18 protein-coding genes are annotated in these 23625 nt (G+C 49.6%); 12 read left to right on the top strand and 6 right to left on the bottom strand.

Translation table 11 applies throughout. The features are described 5' to 3' along the window. Positions 1–121 precede the first annotated feature (121 nt). The 3 genes from EHT25_RS24140 to EHT25_RS24130 are packed head-to-tail and all read right to left on the bottom strand — an operon-like array spanning position 122 to position 4862. The gene (locus EHT25_RS24140) at positions 122–1768 is read right to left on the bottom strand and encodes a M1 family metallopeptidase (protein WP_124877721.1); all 1647 of its coding nucleotides are present in this window, start codon (positions 1766–1768) and stop codon (positions 122–124) included. Between the two features lie 39 nt (positions 1769–1807). Beyond that, positions 1808–3994, bottom strand: a complete 2187-nt coding sequence (locus EHT25_RS24135; protein WP_124877720.1) for a S9 family peptidase — start codon at positions 3992–3994, stop codon at positions 1808–1810. A gap of 4 nt (positions 3995–3998) precedes the next feature. Further along, positions 3999–4862: an AraC family transcriptional regulator gene (locus EHT25_RS24130; RefSeq protein ID WP_124877719.1), complete on the bottom strand. Its 864-nt coding sequence runs from the start codon at positions 4860–4862 to the stop codon at positions 3999–4001. 213 nt (positions 4863–5075) lie between these two features. Between EHT25_RS24130 and EHT25_RS24125 the strand changes: the two genes are divergently transcribed. The 12 genes from EHT25_RS24125 (at position 5076) to EHT25_RS24070 (ending at position 20927) form a co-directional block, all read left to right on the top strand. Then, a complete protein-coding gene (locus tag EHT25_RS24125; RefSeq protein WP_124877718.1) occupies positions 5076–5987 on the top strand; it encodes a dihydrodipicolinate synthase family protein in 912 nt (303 codons plus the stop codon). 25 nt (positions 5988–6012) lie between these two features. After that, positions 6013–7014, top strand: coding sequence for a 4-hydroxyproline epimerase (locus EHT25_RS24120; RefSeq protein ID WP_124877758.1), 1002 nt, complete (start codon positions 6013–6015; stop codon positions 7012–7014). Then, positions 7011–8258 (top strand): NAD(P)/FAD-dependent oxidoreductase, encoded by a 1248-nt coding sequence (locus EHT25_RS24115; protein WP_124877717.1) that lies wholly within the window; start codon positions 7011–7013, stop codon positions 8256–8258. The genes EHT25_RS24120 and EHT25_RS24115 overlap by 4 nt, the downstream gene beginning before the upstream one ends. Before the next feature lie 224 nt (positions 8259–8482). Then, positions 8483–8803, top strand: a complete 321-nt coding sequence (locus tag EHT25_RS24110) for a hypothetical protein (protein WP_124877716.1) — start codon at positions 8483–8485, stop codon at positions 8801–8803. Positions 8804–9277: 474 nt separating this feature from the next. Further along, positions 9278–10417 carry an FIST signal transduction protein gene (locus EHT25_RS24105; RefSeq protein WP_124877715.1) on the top strand — a complete coding sequence of 380 codons (1140 nt, stop codon included), beginning with the start codon at positions 9278–9280 and terminating at the stop codon, positions 10415–10417. Between the two features lie 3 nt (positions 10418–10420). Beyond that, complete coding sequence (locus EHT25_RS24100; RefSeq protein ID WP_124877714.1) at positions 10421–11944, top strand: ATP-binding protein; 1524 nt, start codon at positions 10421–10423, stop codon at positions 11942–11944. Between the two features lie 38 nt (positions 11945–11982). Beyond that, positions 11983–12363, top strand: a complete 381-nt coding sequence (locus EHT25_RS24095; RefSeq protein ID WP_124877713.1) for an Hpt domain-containing protein — start codon at positions 11983–11985, stop codon at positions 12361–12363. 306 nt (positions 12364–12669) lie between these two features. Continuing rightward, positions 12670–13065: a response regulator transcription factor gene (locus EHT25_RS24090; RefSeq protein ID WP_124877712.1), complete on the top strand. Its 396-nt coding sequence runs from the start codon at positions 12670–12672 to the stop codon at positions 13063–13065. Between the two features lie 57 nt (positions 13066–13122). Next, complete coding sequence (locus tag EHT25_RS24085; RefSeq protein ID WP_124877711.1) at positions 13123–14304, top strand: sugar transferase; 1182 nt, start codon at positions 13123–13125, stop codon at positions 14302–14304. Beyond that, complete coding sequence (locus EHT25_RS24080) at positions 14283–15236, top strand: glycosyltransferase family 2 protein (RefSeq protein WP_124877710.1); 954 nt, start codon at positions 14283–14285, stop codon at positions 15234–15236. The genes EHT25_RS24085 and EHT25_RS24080 overlap by 22 nt, the downstream gene beginning before the upstream one ends. 12 nt (positions 15237–15248) lie before the next feature. Further along, positions 15249–16448 (top strand): glycosyltransferase family 2 protein, encoded by a 1200-nt coding sequence (locus tag EHT25_RS24075; protein WP_124877709.1) that lies wholly within the window; start codon positions 15249–15251, stop codon positions 16446–16448. A 960-nt stretch (positions 16449–17408) separates the two neighbouring features. Then, on the top strand, positions 17409–20927 hold the full coding sequence (locus tag EHT25_RS24070; RefSeq protein WP_124877708.1) for a carbohydrate-binding protein: 3519 nt from the start codon (positions 17409–17411) through the stop codon (positions 20925–20927). A gap of 96 nt (positions 20928–21023) precedes the next feature. Here EHT25_RS24070 and EHT25_RS24065 read toward each other — a convergent pair whose 3' ends face one another. Genes EHT25_RS24065 through EHT25_RS24055 form a run of 3 tightly spaced genes read right to left on the bottom strand, consistent with a single transcriptional unit; the run spans position 21024 to position 23624 of the window. Beyond that, positions 21024–21803: a glycosyltransferase family 2 protein gene (locus tag EHT25_RS24065; RefSeq protein WP_124877707.1), complete on the bottom strand. Its 780-nt coding sequence runs from the start codon at positions 21801–21803 to the stop codon at positions 21024–21026. Positions 21804–21837: 34 nt separating this feature from the next. Then, entirely contained in the window at positions 21838–22620 is a 783-nt protein-coding gene (locus EHT25_RS24060) for a glycosyltransferase family 2 protein (protein ID WP_124877706.1), read from the bottom strand. A gap of 2 nt (positions 22621–22622) precedes the next feature. Continuing rightward, positions 22623–23624: a T9SS type B sorting domain-containing protein gene (locus EHT25_RS24055; protein ID WP_185731467.1), complete on the bottom strand. Its 1002-nt coding sequence runs from the start codon at positions 23622–23624 to the stop codon at positions 22623–22625. Position 23625 lies beyond the last annotated feature (1 nt).

Below are 23625 nucleotides of genomic sequence, written 5' to 3'. Positions count from 1 at the left end.
CCGAACAGAGCCGTTAAGCCCCGTTACGCCGATGGTACTGGAGTCACTTCCGGGAGAGTAGGTTGCCGCCACCACAGAATACCGAGTCCGCATCTAAACCAGATGCGGACTTTTTTTTGCATTAGGGTTTTAGCTGAACAAATACGTAATAATTGGGATCACTGGTCAATCGAGTAACTCCCGACGTTTGTAACGTTTGCCAGTCTGTAGATGGGTTTAAATTTTGAACTGGTCCCGAATTGTTTAAACAGACTTGAAGAGGCATATTGAATCCCGCGACGCAATTGGTCCAACGGTATTGCACCTTATTTTTTACAATTTTATACTCTAAAGTGGGAATGCGGTTATCCCGCAGGTATTGATCGAACACCTTCTGGAGATTTATCGCCGATTCCTGGCTGATGTATTCCTCAATCTGCTTGCCGTCGACCGTCTGGTGGTAAAACGTTTTATTAAGTCCCCGCAGAATTTGCCGCCATTTTTCGTCATTTCCAATGATCTGGCGGATAGTATGCAACATATTCCCTCCTTTATAATACATGTCGCCTGATCCTGAACGGTTTACGTTGTAATAACCAACGATAGGTCTGTCGTTGCGGATTAAAGCCCGAGTTCCCATAACATAGGCTGATCCGGCATCTTTTCCGTAATAGTATTCGGTAAACAGGTTTTCAGAATAGTTCGTAAAGCTCTCATGAACCCACATATCGGCAATGTCCTTATACGTAATGTTATTGGCAAACCATTCGTGGCCGGATTCGTGGACGATGATGAAATCCCAGAGAAGGCCAAAACCGGTACCAGACAAATCCCGGCCCAAATACCCATTGCGAAAGCGGTTTCCATACGTTACCGAGCTTTGGTGTTCCATCCCCAGATAAGGCGTCTCCACCAATTTGTAACCGTCTTCATAAAATGGATACGGGCCAAACCAGTGTTCAAACGCTTTCAACATCGGTTTTACCTGCTGAAACTGCCGACGTGCCGAATCTTCGTGTTCGGGCAGCGCATAAAAATCCAGCCTCAATGGTCCTTTTTCGCCCTGAAAAGTGTCCGACCAGTGAACGTAATTACCGACATTGAGATTGACGCCGTAATTGTTGATCGGATTACTGACAAACCAATCGAAGGTATGGCTGCCATCCCCATTTTCGGTAACCCGCTGTAGACGACCGTTTGAAACATCGCTCAGATCCTTTGGCACGGTAATGCTGATGAGCATGCTATCCGGTTCGTCGTACATGTGATCCTTGCACGGCCACCAGGCGCTGGCCCCCAAACCCTGGCAGGCTGTTGCGATAAACCATTGCCCGGCTTTATCCCGTTTCCAGACAAAACCGCCATCCCAGGGAGCCCGTTTGGCAACGTGGGGCTTTCCGCCATACGAAACGATCAACGACTCTTTTTGCCCCGCTACCTGCTTTTTCTGAAGCGTTACAAAATAGGCGTTCCCGTCCTGCCGGAACGATAGCTCTTTGCCATCCTGCACAATTTTCTGAACGCTGAGTGGCCGCTGCAAATCGATTTGCAGCGTTTGGCTGGGTTTCAGAACGCGGTACTGAATGGTTGTACTGCCGCTGATTGCGCTGTCGGCCGGATTCAGTTTGACCTGCAAATGATAAAAGGCCAGATCCCACCAGGCCCGTTCGGGAGTGATGGAACCGCGCAGCGTATCGTCGTGGGTAAACGCAAACTTTTGGGCGGAAGCCGCAACCGAAAAGAACAGGCCGAGCAGCAGCCAGGCGGTTTTATGAAGTTTAGCAGTCATAAGGTAACGTAAACGATATGAAAATTAACTTATTGGGCATCAGCGAGCGCCGGGCGGACAGTTCCTGAGTAAATAATTGGTGTAGAGCGTGCGAAGATGTTTGGTTGTCCCTTCACCCTCCGAAATACCGTGTGTTCGGTTTGGATACGGCATGACCTGAAACTGCTTATTATACTTAACGAGCTCATTGATAATTACTTCTGCATTGGAGTAATGCACATTGTCGTCGCCCGTTCCGTGAATATACAGCAAATTTCCCCGCAAGTTTTTAGCGTAGGTAATGGGGGAACCCGCCACAAAATCCTCTCGATTTTCCTGGGGTAATCCCATATAACGTTCCTGATAAATGTTGTCATAAAATAGCTGATTGCCAACAGCGGCTATGGCAATGCCTGTTTTGTAAATTTCAGGATATTGAAACAGCAATTGAAGCGTGGTCGATCCTCCTCCGCTCCAGCCCCAAACCGCTACCCGACTTGTATCCAGATAGGCCCGTTGTTCGAACAATTTTTTGGCACCCATCGCCTGATCGCGGACATTAATCCGGCCTATTTGGCGGTAAATGGCTTTCCGCCAGGCTGCCCCTTTAAGCGTCGGCGTTCCCCGGTTGTCCAGCGCGACGTAACAATAACCCGCTTTTGCCATATCGCCATCGAATTGTGCGTTGCTACCTGCCGAAAAAACATCGTTGGTCGTTGTGGAAGCCGGTTCGCCATAGACAAAGAAAACCACCGGATACTTTTTCGTACTGTCAAAATCAACTGGTTTTCGCATCCAGCCATCCAGTGTAATTCCATCGGAAGTTTTGATCGTAAAAAACTCGACATTTCGTGGCGTTTGCGCAGCCGAAGAGGGGCGGGGAATGGCCCGAACGACCTGGTGATCCGGCAAGCGAACCCACTCGGTTTTCATGGGAACCCGGTGGCTATTGAACGAATGCTGCGCAAACTGGCCGCCGGGCGCGATGTCATACGTGTGCGTGCCCACTTCACTGGCCGTTGAAATCCGCTCCAGTTTCCCTTTCCCGTCCATTTTCGTCCGGTACAGATACCGCTGTGTCGGCTGATTGGGCGAGGCAATGAAATAGATATAGCGGTTTTTTTCGTCAATAGAGCTGATGTGGGCGATGTCGAAGGGCCCCGGTGTGAGTAGTACTTCCTTTTTACCGTCGCGGCTGAGTTGGTACAAATGCCGCCAGCCATCCTTTTCAGAAACCCAAATGAACGATTTGCCGCCGTCCAGCCATTCCCAGCCGCTCGGATTGCCCCGGTTCCAGCTTTCTTTCGTGTCGATCCAGGTAGTGCTGGTTTCTTCGTGAATCGGTGTGACCGACCCATCGGAAGCCTGGGCGACGAAAACGATGCTGTGATTTTGTTTTCGGTTTAACTGCTGAATAATCAGTTCATTGGTACTGGGAAACCATTCCATGCGAACGAGGTAGTGCTGCTGCGGATCGCCGGGAATAGCCAGCCAGCGGGTTTCGCCACCCGTTGCCGGAACAACTCCAATGCGGGCAGGCGACGGCGATTCGCCCACTTTGGGGTATTCGACCGGAACCACGCGTGAATACACCGAATCGGTCGTATTGAGCATCAGATAGTCGCGGATGGTGCTGGCATCGATCTGCCAATAGGCAATCTGCTTGCTGTCAGGACTCCAGCGAAAACCGTCACGACAGCCAAATTCTTCTTCGTAAGCCCAGTCAAAGGTGCCGTTGATGCGTTTACGCGTACCATCGGTGGTTAATGGAATCGTTTTTTCGGTTGCGATATCTTCTACAAAGAGGTTATTCCGGCTTACATAGGCCACCTTGGTTCCGTCGGGCGACAGCTTGGCGTAGAGCAGCGATTGACTGGGTTGACTCTTCCCCACCTGCCGCAACTGACCGGTTTTTCGGTTGAGCAGGTAATAATCACCGCGGCTGTTGTAGCGCCAGACCCGGGCCGTATTCGTGAAAATCAAGACGGTGGAGGAGTCCCGGCTAAAGGCAAAACCGGCTACGGTCAGCGGTTTTGTGGTACCAGCGGGCGTCAGTTGTTCTTTGGAAACCAGGGTTGTTTCCTGTCCGGAGACGACGGCGGTTTGAACGATGGATTCCCGATTAACCGACAGATAAGCTTTGCCGTCGGAAGTCCAGCGTACTCCCTGGGCTTGTGCCATCAATTCCTGATTTAAACTGGTAACAATAAGTAAACCGAGAAGAACGATTCTGATTATCAGCTTCATAGTTTTAAAATAGGGCTTTGATGTACTGACCGGGTGTCAGGTTGTTGATGAGTTTAAATTGGCGGTTAAAGTTGGATAAATTCGTATAACCACACGAAAAAGCAATTTGACTGATGGGTAATTTGGATTCCTGCAACAGCCGGCACGCGTGCTCAATGCGTACCTCGTTGAGCAGTTGCGAAAACGTTTTCCGGGTATGAAGCCGGAAAAACCGGCAAAAAGCGCTGGGCGTCAAATGCGCCTGAGCGGCCACATCTTCCAGCGTAATCGGTGATGCGTACTGGTTCAGAATAAATGTAAAGACATTGTCCAGCCGCTGATGGTCGTCGGGTCGGCGGGGTTGTTCGTAGGCCGTCATCGACAGGAGTTCCCGGTTGGGGTCGGAAGCCATGCGGTCCAGAACCGTCAGCAACGTCATCAACTGCTCGAAGGGCCGGAGCGTGTGCAACTGCTCCAGATGCGTCGTGGTGGAAACCGGTTCGTTAAATCGAATCCGGACGCCGTGCCGGGCTTCCTGAAAAAGTTGATTGAGATGATTCAGTTCCGGCAGGCCGAAAAACGATTCCTGTAGCTGTTCGGGACGCAGGTATACCGAATAAGAAAGCGCTTGATGGGCGGTTTTTTGGGCGAAATAAGCCGGATCATTGCGGAAAACATGGGGCAAATTAGCTCCTAAAAGCAGCAGATCGTAAGGCCGGAATCGGTCGATGCGGTCGCCGACCACCTGCGTTCCTACACTTTCCTTGATCAGCGTCAGTTGCAATTCCGGATGAAAATGCAGCCGGTCGTAAAAATGCGGGCCATCGTCGACCTGCACCCGAAACGAACGGTCATCAACAGTAGGTACCCGAAACAGCAACGGTTTCATCTGGTCTGGGAAAAGCTTAGCGATACGCGGCTGAACAAAGTAATGATAAAACGAATAAGTGGTACACAATTGGTCGAATAACTGCGTTTAAATGGGTAAACTGGTAAAAATAATATTAGTATCAATCAACTCCTGTGAAGTTACCCACGCTTCTTTTTACCAATTTTGTTTACCTGACTTCTGACAATCAACTCTGATTTAATCCTGCATTTTATGGCTATTAACGTAAACTGGAAAGGCGTTTATCCCGCCCTGCTCACGCCCTTCACGGCCGACGACGAACTTGATTTGCCGCTGTTTGCCAAAAACTTACACGCTCAGCTCGACGCGGGCGTTCACGGAATGATCATTGCCGGATCGCTGGGCGAGGTCAGTACGCTGAGCGGGCCGGAAAAACTGGCGCTGCTGGAAACCGCCCTGGAAACCACCAACGGCCGGGTTCCGGTAATCATGAACGTTGCCGAAGCGGTTACGAAGGATGCCGTTCGGGGCGCGCGTGAAGCCGAAGCCGCCGGTGCCGATGGCCTGATGCTGTTGCCGCCCATGCGGTATTTTGCCGATTCGCGCGAAACCGTAGCGTTTTTCAAAACCATCGCGCAGGAAACGTCGCTACCGATCATGATTTACAACAACCCGGTCGATTACAAAATCATGACGACGGTCGCCATGTTTGAGGAGCTGGCCGAATTGCCAAACATTCAGGCGGTGAAGGAATCGACCCGCGATCTGACCAACATTACCCGCATGCGGAATGCCTTTGGCGATCGGTATCGGATTCTGGGAGGTGTTGATACGCTGGCGCTGGAAGCACAACTGTCGGGGGCCGACGGCTGGGTAGCCGGACTGGTCGATGCGTTCCCGCAGGAGACCGTTGCCATTTTTGAACTGGTCAACGCCGGACGGATTCAGGAAGCACTCGCTATTTACCGCTGGTTTATGCCCTTGCTGGAACTGGATATTCAGCCTAAACTGGTGCAATACATCAAGTTAGCCGCAGCCGCAACGGGTATTGGTTCGGAATACGTTCGGGCTCCGCGCCTGACGCTGGTGGGCGAAGAGCGGGCGCGCGTGCTGGCCGTTATCGATGCTGCACTGGCAACCCGACCCACCTTACAAGCGGTTTAAGCACGGTTTTCGGACATACGGTTTTATGAATTACAACTTTTATTGCATCGATGCCCACACCTGCGGCAATCCGGTTCGGGTGGTGACGGGCGGCAGCATTCCGCACCTGACGGGGGCGACGATGAGCGAAAAGCGCCAGCATTTTCTGCGCGACTACGACTGGATTCGGAAGAGCCTGATGTTTGAACCGCGCGGTCACGATATGATGTCGGGCAGTATTTTGTACCCGCCCAGCGACCCGGCCAACGATGTGGGGGTGTTGTTTATCGAAACCTCGGGTTGCCTGCCCATGTGCGGCCACGGAACCATCGGAACCGTGACGGTCGCGATTGAACAGGGGCTGGTGGTACCCAAAACGCCGGGCGTCCTGAATCTGGAAGTGCCCGCCGGTCTGGTACGGGTCGAATACCGGCAGGAAGGCCGCAAGGTGAAGTCCGTGAAAATCACCAACATCAAATCGTATCTGGCGGCTGAAAACCTGACCGTCGAATGCCCGGACCTGGGAACCTTGACGGTCGATGTAGCCTACGGCGGTAATTTCTACGCCATCGTCGATCCGCAGCCGAATTTTCCCGGTTTGCAGCATTACAAAGCCGAGCAACTCATTGCGTGGGCGCGGGTGATGCGGCAGCGGATGAACGAGCAGTACACGTTTGTGCATCCCGAAAATCCGACCATCAACGGTCTGAGCCATATTTTGTGGACCGGCGAGCCGCTGGCGGCTACTTCTACGGCCCGTAATGCGGTTTTTTACGGCGACAAAGCCATTGATCGTTCGCCCTGCGGTACCGGAACTTCGGCAAGGCTGGCGCAATGGTACGCCAAAGGCTGGTTAAAACCGGGCCAGGATTTTATTCATGAAAGCATCATCGGTTCCATTTTTACGGGCCGGATCGAGCAGGAAACCGAGTTGGCGGGAAAACCAGCCATTGTTCCGAGCATCGAAGGCTGGGCGATCATCCACGGGTTTAACCACATCATGCTGGACGAAGACGATCCGTACGTCCACGGTTTTCAGGTCATATGAAACACATCGGGATTATTGGTGGAGGTGTAATCGGTTTATGTTCAGCTTACTACCTCGATAAAGCAGGCTATAAGGTAACGGTTTTCGATCGGAACACGCTGACCGACGGCTGTTCATTCGGGAATGCCGGAATGATTGTGCCGAGCCACATTATTCCGCTGGCACAACCGGGCATGATGGCGAAAGGCATGCGGATGCTACTGAAATCGACCAGTCCATTTTACATCAAACCGCGCCTGAGCGCCGACCTGCTGCGCTGGGGCTGGCTGTTCTACAAACATTCGACGCCCGAACACGTTGAACGCTCGATTCCGGCCTTGCGGGACATCAGTTTGTTGAGTAAAAAACTGTATCAGGAACTGGCTGAATCCGGCGATCTGTCGTTCGGCTGGCAGGAAGTTGGCCTTTTGATGTTGTATAAAAACGCGGCTACCGAACACGAAATGGCCGAGGAAGCGGACGTCGCCAACCTGGCCGGTATCGAAGCGCGGCAGTTGTCGGGGGCGCAGGTGCAGGAGCTGGAGCCGGATGTCCGGGTGAATGTGCGGGGGGCGGTTTTTTATCCCGGAGATGCGAACCTGAATCCCGGCCAGTTGATTCGCTCGCTGGTCGCGTACCTGAAAAAGCGTGGAGTGACAATACTGGAACGGCAGGAAGTAACCAATTTGGGTCAAACCGGTTCCCGCATTACATCCGTGCGAACGGTTTCGGGCGAGCAATCCATCGACGAACTGGTGATTGCCGCCGGAGCCTGGTCGCCGGTGCTGACGCGGTTGCTGGGCCTGTCGCTGCCGTTACAGGGCGGGAAAGGCTACAGTTTTATGCTGCAAAATCAACACCCGACTATCCGGGTTCCGGCCATTATGCTCGAAGCGCGGGCCACGGCCACGCCGATGGGGGCCGATTTGCGGTTTGCCGGAACGCTCGAGGTGGCCGGAACGGATTTGTCCGTTAACCTGAATCGGGTACGCGGCATTGTCAATTCCATCCGGAACTATTACCCCGATATGCCCGCCGAACTGCCGGAAGTGTCGAATGTCTGGAGCGGTTTGCGGCCCTGTTCGCCCGATGGATTGCCGTATTTGGGCCGGGTTTCGGGTTTCGAAAATCTCGTGTTGGCAACCGGGCACGGGATGATGGGGGTTAGTCTGGGGCCCGCTTCCGGAAAAATAGTGGCTGACGTCATCGGAAATCAGGCTCCGGCGATGGACCTGAATACCTTTAATCCGGAACGGTTTCGGTAAAAACAGGAGCGGTTTTTAGTAATTGAATCAATAAACAGCCGGAAAGGGACAGAATTCGAAGAAAAACCGACTTTCAGACATACTATTTGTATTTAAAACCGTTAACTAACATGTAGTTACCTACAAATGAAAAAAATAGTACCTTCCATTTTCTGATTCTACTTGACGTATTTGAAAGAAACGCTCTACTTTTGTGTAGTTATGGACTATAACTATCCCATGCCATGAAAATCAGCCCGCCACAAGTTGGCCGATATTATTACGTTGGGAATGAACCAACGCTTTTCACCGAAAAACTTCTGCAGGAAATCCTGCCGCATCACCGTCCCCAACCCATTCGATTGACCAAGCAGTGGTTAATTGAATTTGGCTTTCGGCCGGATTCAGCCCGCCATTTCTGGTTTTTTCAGGATTTGAAATTAGTCCCTGGTCTCAATTGCTGGCTATGCGTGAGCAGCCGCCGGTATCTGCATTACGTCCATGAATTACAGGAGTGCTTTGCCGATATTTACCAGATGGAACTTCCCCTTAAAATCCAGTCGTAAGTATTTTCATTCGTTAAGCAATTTTACGTTTTACATTCCGTCCCCGCTGCGTACAAAAAATAGTTGATTCTTCGACGTTTGAAGGGATTTAGCACGATATTTGCGTGAGTATGATGTCTGATAATTAAGTGCGGATTAGGTAGAGGATTGACTGAATCAGGCAGCAATGGTGTCGGAATGAACCACCCAAATTGATGGGGAAATTGGCCAAAAAACCGGATCGGTTGTTTAAAGCGGCCAAATGAGTACATTTACGCTGTCTGACAATAATTGCTGGAATCAATTGAAGTTGCTTACTACAAACACGCCACACCACGAATCCCCGGTCGTTGTTCACTAGAATTTCTAAATTTTCAAAATAAGTTACCATTTAGTTGCATCTAGTACATTTTTTGTGATAAACAGGCTCAGATTCCCTTGTCTTGAAACGGTAAGTTTCAACATACCCACCTAACTTTTTATTTCACGATAGAAATGAAACTGAATCAATCTGTTTTTAAAGATCATTCGTGGACTTTTATTTCAGAAACAGCCGGTTTTCTGGCTGATAATGCCCAATTGGTCCTGGCATTCGGGGAGCGGTTTTTGCTGGAAAAATCTGCTATCTACGATCAGTTGCGGGCTCAATATCCCAAAGCCGACATTGTCATTAACTCCACGGCAGGCGAAATCTACCTCGACAAGGTACACGATGGTTCGGTCATTGTGACAGCTATTGAATTCGACAAAACGCGCATTCGAACGGTGCAAATCGATGTCAGTAAACATACGGAGAGTTATGCCGCAGGTGAAAAAATTGCCCGGGCGCTGGACGAACCGGATCTGGCGGCTCTTTTTCTGATTTCTGACGGCAGTTGGGTGAACGGCAGCGATTTAATTGAAGCGCTCAATCAACTTCTTAAACATCCTGTTCCGATCTCGGGTGGCTTAGCCGGCGATGCAGCCCGCTTTGAACGAACGGTGGTTGGCCTGAACCAGAATCCGGCAGCGGGTAAAATTGTCGGGATTGGTTTTTATGGTCAGGACCTGAAAATCGGACATGGATCGATGGGGGGCTGGGATGTTTTCGGACCGGAGCGTGAAGTAACGAAAGCGGAGTATAACGTTCTGTACCAAATCGATGACAAACACGCACTGGATTTGTACAAGGATTATTTAGGCAAATACGCCGAAAGTTTACCGGCTGCGGCCCTGCTTTTTCCGCTTTCCATGCGGGTAACGGCCGATTCGGAACCGCTGGTGCGGACCATTCTGGCCATTGATGAGGAAGCGAAAAGCATGACTTTTGCGGGAGACATGCCCGAAAAAGCGCTCATCCGGTTTATGACGGCCAACTTCGATCGGCTCATTGATGCGTCGGCGGTGGCGGCCCAAACCTCGATGGCGCAATTGAATTTTGCGCCCGAACTGGCGATTCTGATCAGTTGCGTGGGGCGAAAACTGGTCTTGGGCCAACGAACCGAAGAAGAAGTAGAAGCCGCCCGGGAAATATTCGGGACCGATGCGGTGATGACCGGATTTTATTCGTACGGCGAAATCTCGCCCTTACAATCCAACGCCCGGTGTGAACTGCACAACCAAACGATGACCGTAACGGTCTTTTCTGAGAATTAATTTATGGAAACAACGACCCTGCATAAACTGCTGGCCCGACAAATCAATAAGCACCTGACGGAAGAATGCCTGCAACATGAGCGGTTTCAGCAGTTTGTAAAAGCCGTTAACGATTCGTATCTGAACTTTGACCGGGATAAAGAACTGTTCGAACATTCTTCGTTTCTGAACGAAAAAGAATACGCAACGATCAACCTGAAGCTCAAGGAAGAAATCAGTCAGCGTCGGCAGTCGGAAGAAAAACTGATTGAAGCCATCAAATCGATGGAAATTCCGGGTGATGATGAAATGCCGGTTTTTGGTCCCGAAAATCTGGTCGCGTTGGTTGATTTTCTGCAAAAACAGATTGAAAACCGCAAGCAGATCGAGATTGAACTGCGGACGGCGAAAGAAATTGCGGAGAACGCGACGCTGGCAAAATCGGATTTCCTGTCGATGATGAGCCACGAAATCCGGACGCCCCTCAACGGTATTGTCGGCATGACTTACCTGATGAGTCAGGAAGAAGTACCGCCCGCACTGGCCGAAAATTTGAAAACGCTTCAGTTTTCGATTGAGCACCTGCACGCGCTGATCAATGATATTCTGGATTTCAGTAAAATTGAAGCCGGAAAAGTGGAGCTGGAAGAAACCAGTTTTGATTTTAAGCACCTGGTTTCCAATATCAAACGCGCCCATCAGTTTAAAGCCGAAGAAAACGGAACGCGGATCAAGCTGATGGTCGACGACGATATTCCCGACTCGTTGCTGGGCGATTCGCTGCGGATTGGGCAGGTTTTGTCCAACCTGGTTTCCAACGCCATCAAATTCACAAAAAAAGGTACGATCACAATCGAGTTGTCGCTGCTGCACAAAGATGATGAGGTGGCGTCCATTTATGTTTCGGTGCAGGATACCGGGATTGGTATTGCCCCTGAAAAACAGGAGGCCATTTTTGAAATGTTTACACAGGCCAATTCGGCCACGACCCGGCAGTTTGGCGGAACCGGCCTTGGGCTGGTGATAACCAAGCGGTTATTGGAGATGCATGGCAGTAAAATTGAAGTAGAAAGCGAAGAGGGGAGAGGGGCGAAGTTCTTTTTCACCCTCGATCTGCGGATCAGCTCCGGCGTCAAGCAGTCGTATGTGCTGACGGATACCATCAATGATCAAACGCTGAAAGGCGTCCGGATTTTGCTGGTGGAAGATTATCCGGTTAATGTTAAAGTGGCGCTCAAGTTTCTGAGCCGCTGGGGAGTGGTGGTCGATGTGGCCGAAAACGGGCAGATCGGCCTGGAGAAATTCCTGGCGGGTTCCTACGACCTCATTCTGATGGATCTGCAAATGCCGGTGATGGATGGCTACACCTCGACGCAGCAAATCCGGGAAACCGATACGAAAATTCCGGTGATCGCGCTGACCGCTTCGGCCACCTACAGCAACCGCGACCGGGCCATCAACGCGGGCATTAACGACTACGTAACGAAACCGTTCAATCCCAACGATCTGTTTCATAAAATTGCCAAATACTGCCATCGGCTTAATTGAAACTCCATCCACTCCGCACGTTTTAATTTTGGGTAGGTATGTCTAGTTCCATCGATAACCTGACTGACCAGCTGGACCGTAAGCGTTTGCTGCAATTCTACGAGGACGATACTGAAATGATGATTTCGGCCATGGAGATGTTTCTGGACGAAGTGATTCCCAATTTTCTGGAATTGGAAAAACTTGTTGAACAGCAGGATTGGGAGGCTCTAACCAGTTTAACCCACCAGATGCGGCCCTGGCTGGGTATGGTGGGACTGACCCTGCTGGAAAATAAACTCTGCGATATTGAAACGATGGCTAAGCAAAGTCCTAATCTTGAAATTATCATGATATCATGTACTAATTTCAATGAAAATCTGGCACAAATGTCGTCGGTTCTCAAAATGGAATTAGCCGAGTTGTCGAATAAGCTGTAATCTGGAACGGTTTTGATCAATACGGTTTTTTGGGTATAGTTTATGTCTATATTCAGATTGTAAGTTGTTGGAGTAGAGTCAAATAATGCCTTTTTTGAGCATTTTGGCCTATTTTCCGGAAAACCGGGTGATAATTATCAGACAAAATTTAATTCCCTCAAAATTTTAGTATGATTTTTGTTACAAGAAATAATGGTGATCAGTAGGAAAATTTACGTCATCCGAAACTGTTGATTTTGTTTGTTTTTTATACCCGCTCTGTTCACCAATCCAACCGTAATTTGTTATAAGATCATTACCTTTTTTATGGAAAATAAATACCATGTACTTGTTGTCGAGGATGATACCTACATTCGTAAAGTCCTTCTTCATACATTAAAAGCGGAGTTCGTTGTCACCACAATGAACAATGGCATCGAAGCGATGGACTGGCTGGAAGCGGGCAATCCGGTGGATATTATCATCACCGATCTGCAAATGCCTTACCTGAGTGGGCAGGATTTGATCAAGACCATTCGGGCCAGTTCATTAATGCGTCAGGTTCCGATCATTGTACTGTCAACGTTTACGGACAGTGCCACAAAAATTGCCTGCCTGGAACAAGGGGCGGATGACTACATGATCAAGCCGTTCAACCCACTGGAAGTTAAGGCAAAAATCAACGCCATGATGCGTCGGTCGGCCGATAAAAAAGCGGCTTAATCTACTCTCTTAAGCGGAATCAGACCAGCTTTCTACTTCTTTTAGCTCTTCATTAAAATGCTGACGGTTTTAGCCAACGGAACAACTTTTCGGGTCTTGTATGTAGAGGACGACCAGCAGATGGCCGCGGCTTTTTATCAGGCATTTAGCGAAACCGCATCCATTACCATCGTCGCCAGTCTTCAGGAAGCACTTTATTATTTAAAGGCTGACCCCAATATCGATCTGGTGGTTTTTAACGACCGGTTGAACAGCACCTCCTTTCTGAATGCCATTCGGGACAACCAGCAAATTGGCAAGTTGTCAACCATTTTGTTGACGGGCGAATCGGCGGTTGACCTGAATGCCGAACCCTACCGGGGGCGAGTCATTGATGTGTTCCATTATGGGTATTCGGAAGCGGCTTTTCAAACCCGCCTTTCGTACCTGATTCTCAAGAAGCAGTATGCGGAAAAAAAACATTCGGCCGAAGACGAAGAACACGAGCACGCACAGGGCCGTATGCCGATTGGCAAGCGGCTTTTCGACATCACGCTCTCGTTTCTGCTGCTGTTGATGATTTCACCCCTTTTGCTGGTGGTCGCCATTTTGGTGAAACTCGATTCGAAGGGGCCGATCTTTTATGGATCAAAACGGGTCGGAATGGGGTATAAAGTGTTCAGTATGTACAAGTTCCGGACCATGCGGACGGATGCCGATCAGATGCTGGCCAGCATGGCGTCGAAGAACATGTATAACGTGAAAAAGGTCGAAGAAGCCACGGATCAAATTTGTGAGGAATGCCAGCTGGCGGGTGGTATCTGCCAGCGTCCGCTGTTTCTCGACGACAAACAGGTGTGCGAAAAAGTGCATTTCCGCACCGAGAAGGCCAAGGCCATGTTCTCGAAATTCAAGGAAGATCCGCGCGTGACGCGGCTGGGCAAAATTCTGCGGAACACCAGTATCGACGAATTACCCCAGTTTTACAATATTCTTCGGGGCGACATGTCGTTCGTGGGCAACCGGCCCCTGCCGCCCTACGAAGCCGAGAAACTGACGGCTTCGGGATACGCCCGGCGGTTTGCGGCTCCGGCCGGTCTGACGGGCTTGTGGCAGGTAACCAAGCGGGGGGGAGCGGCCGTTTCGGACCAGGAACGCATTCAGCTCGACGTACTTTATGCCAAAAAATACTCGTTCAGGACAGATCTGATGATTGTGATACGAACCCTCAAAGCGGTATGGCAAAAGGAGAACGTCTAGACAGTGTCCCACTGATTTCGCTGATTACGATCAATTACAATCAGGCTGCCGTCACCTGCGCCCTGCTGGAATCGACCCGCCGGTTAAACTACCCGCGTTTCGAGACCATTGTGGTCGATAACGCATCCGTCGAAGATCCGACTGCCCTCATCAAGCAGGGCAATTATCCGAATGTGAAAGTGGTCGTCAGTCCGGAAAACCTCGGTTTTTCGGGGGGCAACAACCTCGGTTTGCAGCACGCGAAGGGCGATTATTTTTTTTTCCTGAACAACGATACGGAAGTGACGCCGGATTTACTGGATCAGTTGCTGGCTCCCTTTCTGACCAATCCGAAAATTGGGATCACCTGCCCCAAAATCCGGTATTACGATCATCCCACCATTATTCAATACGCGGGGTATCATCCGCTAAACCGCTATACCGGCCGGACCTGGTCGATCGGTCTGGGCGAAACCGATCAAGGGCAGCACGACAAATCGGGTATCACCTCGTTTGCGCACGGTGCGGCCATGATGGCCAGCCGCCGGGCCGTTGAGCAGGGGGGCGCCATGAGCGAAGCCTATTTCCTGTATTACGAAGAACTGGACTGGTCGATGCAGATTCAACGGGCCGGTTTTCAGATTTATTACCAGGCTTCGGCCCTGATTTACCACAAGGAATCCCTCAGCGTCGGTAAAACCAATCCGCTAAAAGTTTACTACCACACCCGAAATCGCCTGTTGTTCATGCGCAGAAATGTTGGCGGTTTTTCCCTCTACTTCTTCATTCTGTATTATTTCAGTTTCGCACTGACCAAAGCGGTTATTGTTTATACCCTGAAACGACAGACGGCCTACCTCGTTGCGCTGAAAAATGCGGTTCTCTGGCATTTCAGGAACAAGATTCGACGACCGGAAAAAGAGGTGTTTCCATCAGCGGTTGCCGCGATTTAACGGATCTTTTTTATGGAAATCGTATTGGCTGCCAGCGCCGGGCTTGTTCTGTATACGTACATTGGCTACGGGTTGCTGGTGTGGCTGCTGGTTCGGATCCGGGGCCGTCGCCAGCCGATTGACACGCCTGCGGTTTTTACGCCTGAAGTAACCCTGATTATTCCGGCTTACAACGAACTGGCGTTTCTGCCTTACAAAGTCGCCAATTCATTTGCCCAGCTCTATCCAACCGATCGTCTTCATTTTCTGTTTGTGACAGAAGGGTCAACAGACGGTTCGGACGATTTCCTGCGCAAAGCCTACGGTGCCAGCATTGCGGTTCTGGGCGGTGATGTTCGTCGGGGCAAAGTGGCCGCCATGAACCGGGCCATGCAGCAGGTAACGACGGAACTGGTGATTTTTACCGATGCCAATACGGTTTTGAATCCCGAGGCTGTTCAGAATCTGGTCAACCAGTTTCGTGACCCGAAGGTCGGAGCCGTGGCGGGGGAGAAGCGGATTTTGACCAACGACAGCGAATCGGCGGCTGGTTCGGGCGAAGGTTTATATTGGAAATACGAGTCTTTTCTGAAGCGACTGGATGCTGAACTGCATACGATTGTGGGTGCAGCGGGTGAGTTATTTGCCATTCGAACGGAATTGTACGAACCGGTGGAGACGGATACCATTCTGGATGATTTCATCATTTCGTTGCGAATTGCCGGACAGGGCTACCGCGTAGCCTATGAACCGGAAGCCTATGCCATGGAACGTCCTTCGTTTTCGATCATTGACGAACAAAAGCGGAAAATCCGGATTGCTGCGGGTGGTTTTCAGTCCATTGTTCGTCTGAAATACCTGCTGAACCCCTTTCGCTATGGCTGGTTAACCTTTGAATATGTTTCGCACCGCGTGATGCGCTGGGCCATCGCCCCGCTGTGTCTGCCGGTTATTTTTCTGGCCAACGGTTTTCTGGCCGTTCAAGCGTTTCTGTCACCTTCGATCTGGGCGCACGGCTGGTCGCTGCTCTTCATGCTGCAATGCGGTTTTTACGGCGCAGCCTGGGTCGGATACGGTTTGGAGAAAAAACAGTTAAAGTGGAAAACCCTTTTTGTTCCCTTCTATTTCACGTTCATGAACGCGTGTATTCTGGCGGGTTTAATGCGGTATTTAAAAGGGGCACAATCCGGAACGTGGGAGAAAGTTCGGCGGGCCGATGAAATAAGAGTCTAGGCTTGTCTGATTCGACTTTCCGGCAATTAGGGAGTACGAATTACTTCTTCTGCTATTCGGCGGAGCGCAAATGATCGTAGTATGCGTTTTAAAAATAAATGCTTCCAGTGATAAGAATCACTCACCCGAAACAGTCAAGAACCATTTTAGTTTTAAAGTATATTTTCTGTCCGATATTCCGAAAAGTCTTTCTTTACTTATTTGCACAAATAAGTAAAGAAAGAATAAGCTGATTGATGCTACTTTTAGTATTGACTTGTTTGCTGGTGTAAAAGATTGACTACCTGATTACCAAATCAGATGCGGTTTTTAGAGAAAACAGCCCCATTGAGCAAAGAATGATAAATAATTGGGAGGAGGTAAAGTGGGGCAATGTTTTAAATGCTTTTGGCGTTCACGATGGATTGTCTACTTTTAATCCTTCCACGCCCTCAAGCTGAGCCTCCTGCCCGTTACCATCTGCCCTTCCAACTGCGAAAACAACCTGCACTGCGCTTTGGCGGATTGGATATTATCCAGATTCCAGGTGCGAATGATATTGACTTATTTCCCCGGGAAAACCTGCGCTACAGGTGAAAAGCACATCAAAATAGCCATGCCAATTCCCGAAGGTTAAGGCATTTTCTTTTTAAAAACATAAGACAACAATACCTGACATTAAAATTTTAGTAAATCTTGGGTTAGATCGAAGGAGGATGGTAAAAATATTTTCATATAAGTTTTGGGATTTGCAAGGAAGAGCTGGCTTTGAATTTAAATTTGGTTATAATCTGACTATTTTTCAAATTATTATTTTGTCTGAGAATTGAGCAATTAGATTGCTAAATGTCCATTAAAAATTAATACGAAAAACCGGTATGATTTTTGACAATATTAACAAACAAATGAGTAAAATACTTTGCAAAACTGATATATAATCAGTTGTTTTTTAGTTAAATTCCGTGTATTAATACTTAAAATATGAAACAAAAACTACTTCTCTGTTACCTCCTTATTGCCTGTGTTATTTCTTCGATAGCGGCTATCGCACCCCTTGAGCGTGAGGCTGCGATGAACGGGAATTCGATGTTTATGACCTCCCGTAAAGTCCACTATTATGGTATTGCGTTAAATGCGCTGACCAACTTTAAACCACTCCCCGGGAAAATTGAAGCGGAAAGCTACGACGCCATGAGCGGAGTTTCGACGGAAAATACGTCGGATGTGGGCGGTGGTTTGAACGTGGGCTGGATCGATGTAAACGATTGGATGGATTACAATGTCAACGTTCCAACGACCGGAATCTATACCTTAAAATTCAGATTGGCAACCGGCCAGCCGGATGGCAAGCTGGAACTGCGGAGCGCAACCGGAGCGGTGTTGGGAACCCTGAATGTGCCCCAGAGTGGTGGCTGGCAGGGATGGACCACTGTCAACATGACGGCAGCGCTGACGGCCGGTGATCAGATCGTGCGGGTTTTTGCGAAACAGGGAGCCTGGAATTTTAACTGGTTCGAAGTGGTAGCTGCCCGGACGGTTCCGGCAAAAATTGAAGCTGAAACATTCGACACCTCCGGTGATGTCAAAACGGAAACCACTTCGGATACGGGCGGTGGGCTCGATGTGGGCTGGATCGACGATGGGGACTGGATGGATTACAATCTGAAGGTGGGCTGGACCGGTTCGTATCAATTCAATTTCCGGGTGGCCCGGAGTTACGGCGGAAACGGTACCATCCAGATCAAAAATGCGATTGGTACGGTTTTAAGTACGATAACGGTTGCGCCAACGGGCGGCTGGCAAACCTGGGCGACGGTCAGTGGAACCCTGAATTTGAATGCGGGCGATCAGGTAGTGCGGATTCACGCATTGTCGGGCGGCTGGAATTTCAACTGGTTCCAGGTCGTTAGTCTGACGCCCCCGCCGGTTCAGTCGGTCATTTCCTTTGCGGCATTACCCACCAAAACCGTGGGCGATGCGCCCTTTAACCTGGTAGCAAGCAGTAATAACACCCAAACGCCGATCACGTTTGGGTCGTCTAATCCGGCCGTCGTTTCGGTTTCCAACAGCACGGGTAGCTGGAAAGCAACGGTTGTGAGCGCCGGTACGGCGAATATTACGGCCTCTCAGGCCGGGAACGGTAGTTACCTTGCAGCCGCCAACGTGGTGCAGTCCCAACTGGTGCAGGCAGCTCCGGTGACTCCTCCACCTTCGTCGCTGGGTACAAAAATTACGATCGACCCCAAGCGGTGGTATCAGCTCAACAACATCACCTACGGAATGGACGGGTTATTCGACGGCGTAACGAATGTGGTTGTCAATACCGGTTATGGCAAGATTCTGGAGAATTTCGACGCTTATTATCCGCTGCAGGCAGGGGAGCAAATGACGCTGAAAGGGGTGAAGTTTTACGACGGCGAAGGTGTTATGTCCGATAAACCCATGACGCTTTCCGTCATTACGGATCAGTGGCAGCGGATTCCCATCGCTACCTTTACCGGACAGGAATACAATAACTGGGTCGGGCCGGACCCCAACCGCCAGGCTTCGGGCGACGCCAAGTTTCTGCTAAATACGACGATTACGAACGCCCGGTATCTGGTGATCAATGCCTGGTGGGGGTATCCGACCGAAATCGAACTGTACGGATCGTATACGCCACCGACCAATCCGGTAACACCGGCTCCGCTCAAGTCCATCAAACTAAAGGATGTGATGCACGTCAATGCCTTCGAATGGGACGTGGAAGATGCGCAGACGTCGTTGGTCGATGAGTCGAAAATGACGGCGCTCAAAACGTTCTCGGGCATCCGGCATTACATGGACTGGGAAAAGCTGGAGTCGACCGAAGGCGGTTACACCTTCAATCCGACCCACAGTGGTAGCTGGAACTATGACCTGCTGTACGAGCGCCTGAAGGCCGAAGGCGTGGAGGTTCTGGCGTGTTTGAAGACGATTCCACCCTGGATGCAGGCAACGTATCCGGCTGGCGACCGGGATTCGGAAAATGTGCCGGTTCGGTTTGGAAAAGATTTCTCCGACCCGCTTTCCTACATCGAACAGGCCAAAGTGGCTTTCCAGTACATCGGTCGGTATGGGTACAATCCGAACGTCAATCCTGCGCTGATGAAAGTCAATACGGCCCAGCGCTGGAACGGCGATCCGATCAACACCGTCAAAATTGGATTGGGTTACATTAAGTATATTGAGTGCGATAACGAGCGCGACAAGTGGTGGAAGGGCCGGAAAGGCTACCAAACCGCCTACGAATACGCAGCTAACCTGTCAGCTTTCTACGACGGTCATAAAAACACGATGGGCCCGGCGGTGGGTGTCAAAAATGCCGATCCGAACGTCAAAGTGGTTATGGGCGGTCTGGCCGGTGCCACAACGGGTGCGGATTATGTCCGGGCAATGGTGGAATGGTGCCGCCAAAACCGGGGGTATAAAGCCGATGGTTCGGTAAACTTATGCTGGGATGTCATCAACTACCACCTCTATTCAGACAATGCAAACTCGTTGCAGAGTGGCACTTCGACGCGGGGAGCGGCTCCGGAAGTAGCGATTACGGCCGAGGTGGCCAAAGGATACGTGCAGATGGCGCACCAGTACGTAAAAGATATGCCGGTTTGGATGAGCGAAGCCGGGTACGACGTCAATCAGGGAAGCCCGCTGAAAGCCATTGCGATCGGCAGCAAAACCGTGCTGCAAACCCAGGCCGACTGGATTCTGCGGACGTCGTTGTTGTACGCCCGCGCTGGAGTCGAAAAAGTGTTTCTGTATCAGGTCTACGACGATTATGCGCTCAGTCCCGGTCAGTTTGCTTCAATGGGATTGATCAACACCGACAAGACCCGGAAACCCGCCGGTGACTTTATTTACCAGACTAAGAAAGCATTCGGAGACTTTGTGTTTAAGCAGACGCTGAGTACCAACCCGATTGTGGACCGCTACGAATTGAACGGAAAATCGGCCTACATGCTGGTAGTACCGGATGAAGTGGGTCGGACGGCTGCTTATACGCTGGATTTGGGAACGGCAACGCAGGCCAAAATATACACCCCGAAAGCCGGTAGCAACGCGATGGATATGCAGTTGGTGAACACCACTCAGGGGAAAATCGCCATAACCGTAACGGAGACACCGGTTTTTGTTACTGCTTCTGATGTGGTTGTGAACAACAGCGCAAGCGCCCGGATGGGGATTGATAAAAACCTCGGTTCGGCAGAAAGCATCCGGTTGAACAACGCGATCAAAGTGTATCCGAATCCGACGGTCGATTACATCAGCATTGATCTCGAAAACGAAAGCGACAGCAAACTGGAAGTCAAACTGTTCAGTGCAGCGCTCGGAACGCTCCACAAGGAGATTAATATTGATAAACAGGCCGCGGCTTTTTCTGGAAAGATCGACGTGTCGTCGTTACCAACGGGCGTTTATATTCTCGAAATCAAGCAGGGAGATGACCGGGCTTTCCGTAAAATCCTGAAGTCAAAATAACCGACTTAGAAACCGTTTCAACTGATTAAAAGAAACCGGTCGCAGCATGCTGTGACCGGTTTTTGTTTTGGTAAATAAATGAGGGAGACTGGCGATTTACGGGGCAATGTGAAGGTCATAATTGTATTTAATCTGCCGGTAAACCGTTCGCGCCAGACTAATAAGCGGGTTCGTACTTTGCTGCCGCCAGTTATTTCGCGTCACTGTACTGGGCTCGTCCGACGAATTAATCTGATCGAACATGGAGCTGAAATCCGTCAGGAAAAGACCTTTTCCTTTTTTGCGAATAAACGAAAGACACATTAAATATTCGGCTTTGTCGGATTTGATGCCTTCCACATAGTTGCCAAATTTCTTCAGAAATGTGCTTCTTCGCAGGTGCGGATGATCGCTGTAATAGTAGACTTTATTGTAATTACTGAACCAGGGTTTGTAGAGCATCTGGGAGAAATGCCGGATATATGGGCGCAAATACGGATAGGAAAAATAGGCGTAAAACCGGACGATATCCAGATCCGATTCCTGTTTCATGATCAGCAACGCTTCGCCAAAAAGCTCGGCAAAACTGGCTTTAGGTACGAAATCCTCCTGCACATAAAGCGTATACGGTGTTTTAACGGCCTCCTGACCTTTGTTCAGATTATTGGCTAATCCTTTGTTTTTCGGCGTGCCCACCAGACGGAACTCATACGTTCCCAGCATCTTCTGAATCGCCTGCTGGTGGTCAGGCTTGCTGGCGTCATCCGAAACAATAATCTCCCCAAACGAACACTTTAAATCCTGAAAAGCTTTCAGCAATCGCTCGAGTGAACTGCTCCGGTTGTAGTGAGTGATCAGGAGCGTAACTTCCGGAAAATGATGTTTAAGGGGAGTCATAACAGTGTATCGAAATAGCTTAATGAATCGATTATTATTTGGTAGTGGCTAATTCAAAACTGTTTTTAACCAGCCTGAATTTTAAGTAAAACCACCGGACGAAAAGGAACAGAATACTTTTGTTCTGCCGCCAGTCACTTCGTCCGATGGTGCTGGGTTCCGCCGATGAATTGACCTGATCGAACATCTCGCTGAAATTGGTCAGAAATAGCCCTTTCCCTTTTTTATGCAGGAAGGAAAGACACATTAAGAACTCGGCTTTATCCGATTGAATACCTTCCATATACCGACCGAATTTGTCCAGAAAGGAGCTTCTCCGTAAGTGCGGGTGATCGCTGTAATAATAAAACTTCAGGTGATCGGCGTGCCAGATACCCGGTTTATAAAGCATGTGCGAAAAACCGTTCTTATACGGCTTCATGTAGGGGTACGGATGATAGGCATAAAACCGCACAATGTCCAGATCCGACTCCTGCTTCATGATCATCAGCGCGTCGTGGAAATGTTCGGCAAAGCTGGCTTTGGGCACGAAATCTTCCTGCACATAAAGCGTATACGGCGTCTTAACCGCATCCTGACCCTTATTGATGTTGTTGGCTAACCCCTTATTTTTGGGTGTGCCTACCAACCGGAACGCATACGTTTCCAGCATTTTCTGAATGGCCTGCTGGTGCTCAGGTTTGCTGGCGTCGTCGGAAACAATGATTTCGCCAAATGAACAGTTTAAATCCTGAAAAGCTTTCAGTAAACGCTCTAACGAACCGCTTCTGTTGTAGTGCGTTATCAATAAGGTAACCTCCGGAAAATGATGTTTCATAACTACCTAAATAGTAGAACTTGTCCTCTCTTTGTATATTCTTTAGCCTGATGATTCAGGTCTTCGATGGTATAGTTAATAACCCAGGTGTACAGCCCGGATTCACACGGTTTCTCCAAATAGATTCCATTCCATTTATTCTCCGGATTTGTACTCAGGAAAATTACTTTTCCCCAGCGGTTATAAATCGTTAGTTCCGAAGAAATAATTTCAACGTAATAGATATCCAGAAGGTCATTTATTCCATCGTTGTTGGGGCTAAAAGCATCCGGTACATAAATCTTGGAGGCTCGACAGGAGCTACATTGTTTCAGTTGAATGTCGTCTAAAACAAAGTCATTACCGCAACCACCCAGTTCATTGTTAATCAGGTTGATAACCATTTGATCGGTATTGGCCGGAACAGTAAAAAGGACAGAGCAACGAATCCAGACCGGCGATTGGGTACGGGGAATGATACCCGTATGGCCCGTTTCAATTAAACTCCCGTCAACGGTTTCGATTTGCATCGATAGGTTGGGGTCGTGGGGTATTTCCAATCCGCATGTTCCGGCGGGCATAATCCGGTTTAAATTCAGCACCCACATCGATAATTCGTACGTCGTGCCGCTGCAAAGGCCGGACGAAAGCTGTTTATAAAAACTCCCTTTATAAGGAGGATTAATAACCAGCATATTCCCATTCTGATCATCCGGCGTATGATCCTGATCAACACCGTGCCAGCTTGACGCATAGCAGGTTTTATCAACCGAACTGCGGACGGTATAGTGCCCGTCATTGGGGCAACCATCCGTAACGTAGGTGTACGGAATTTGATCGGGGGTTAACGAATTTATGCTATTGGTACCAAACGTCTGATTGTCAAGAATCTCGGCTGATAACCGATTGCAGGTCTGGGCAAAGCAAACCGTTGAATACGTATTGATAAAAAAATAAATGACAACGAATGCGACGGCTACCCGTTTAAAACCAACAAGCGGAAAGCGGTTTGTACAAAAAGACATG

Source organism: Larkinella rosea (genome assembly GCF_003858635.1).
GTDB lineage: Bacteria > Bacteroidota > Bacteroidia > Cytophagales > Spirosomataceae > Larkinella > Larkinella rosea.
The sequence above is the reverse complement of the archived record's forward strand: the minus strand, read 5'-3'. Positions and strand labels throughout refer to the sequence as shown.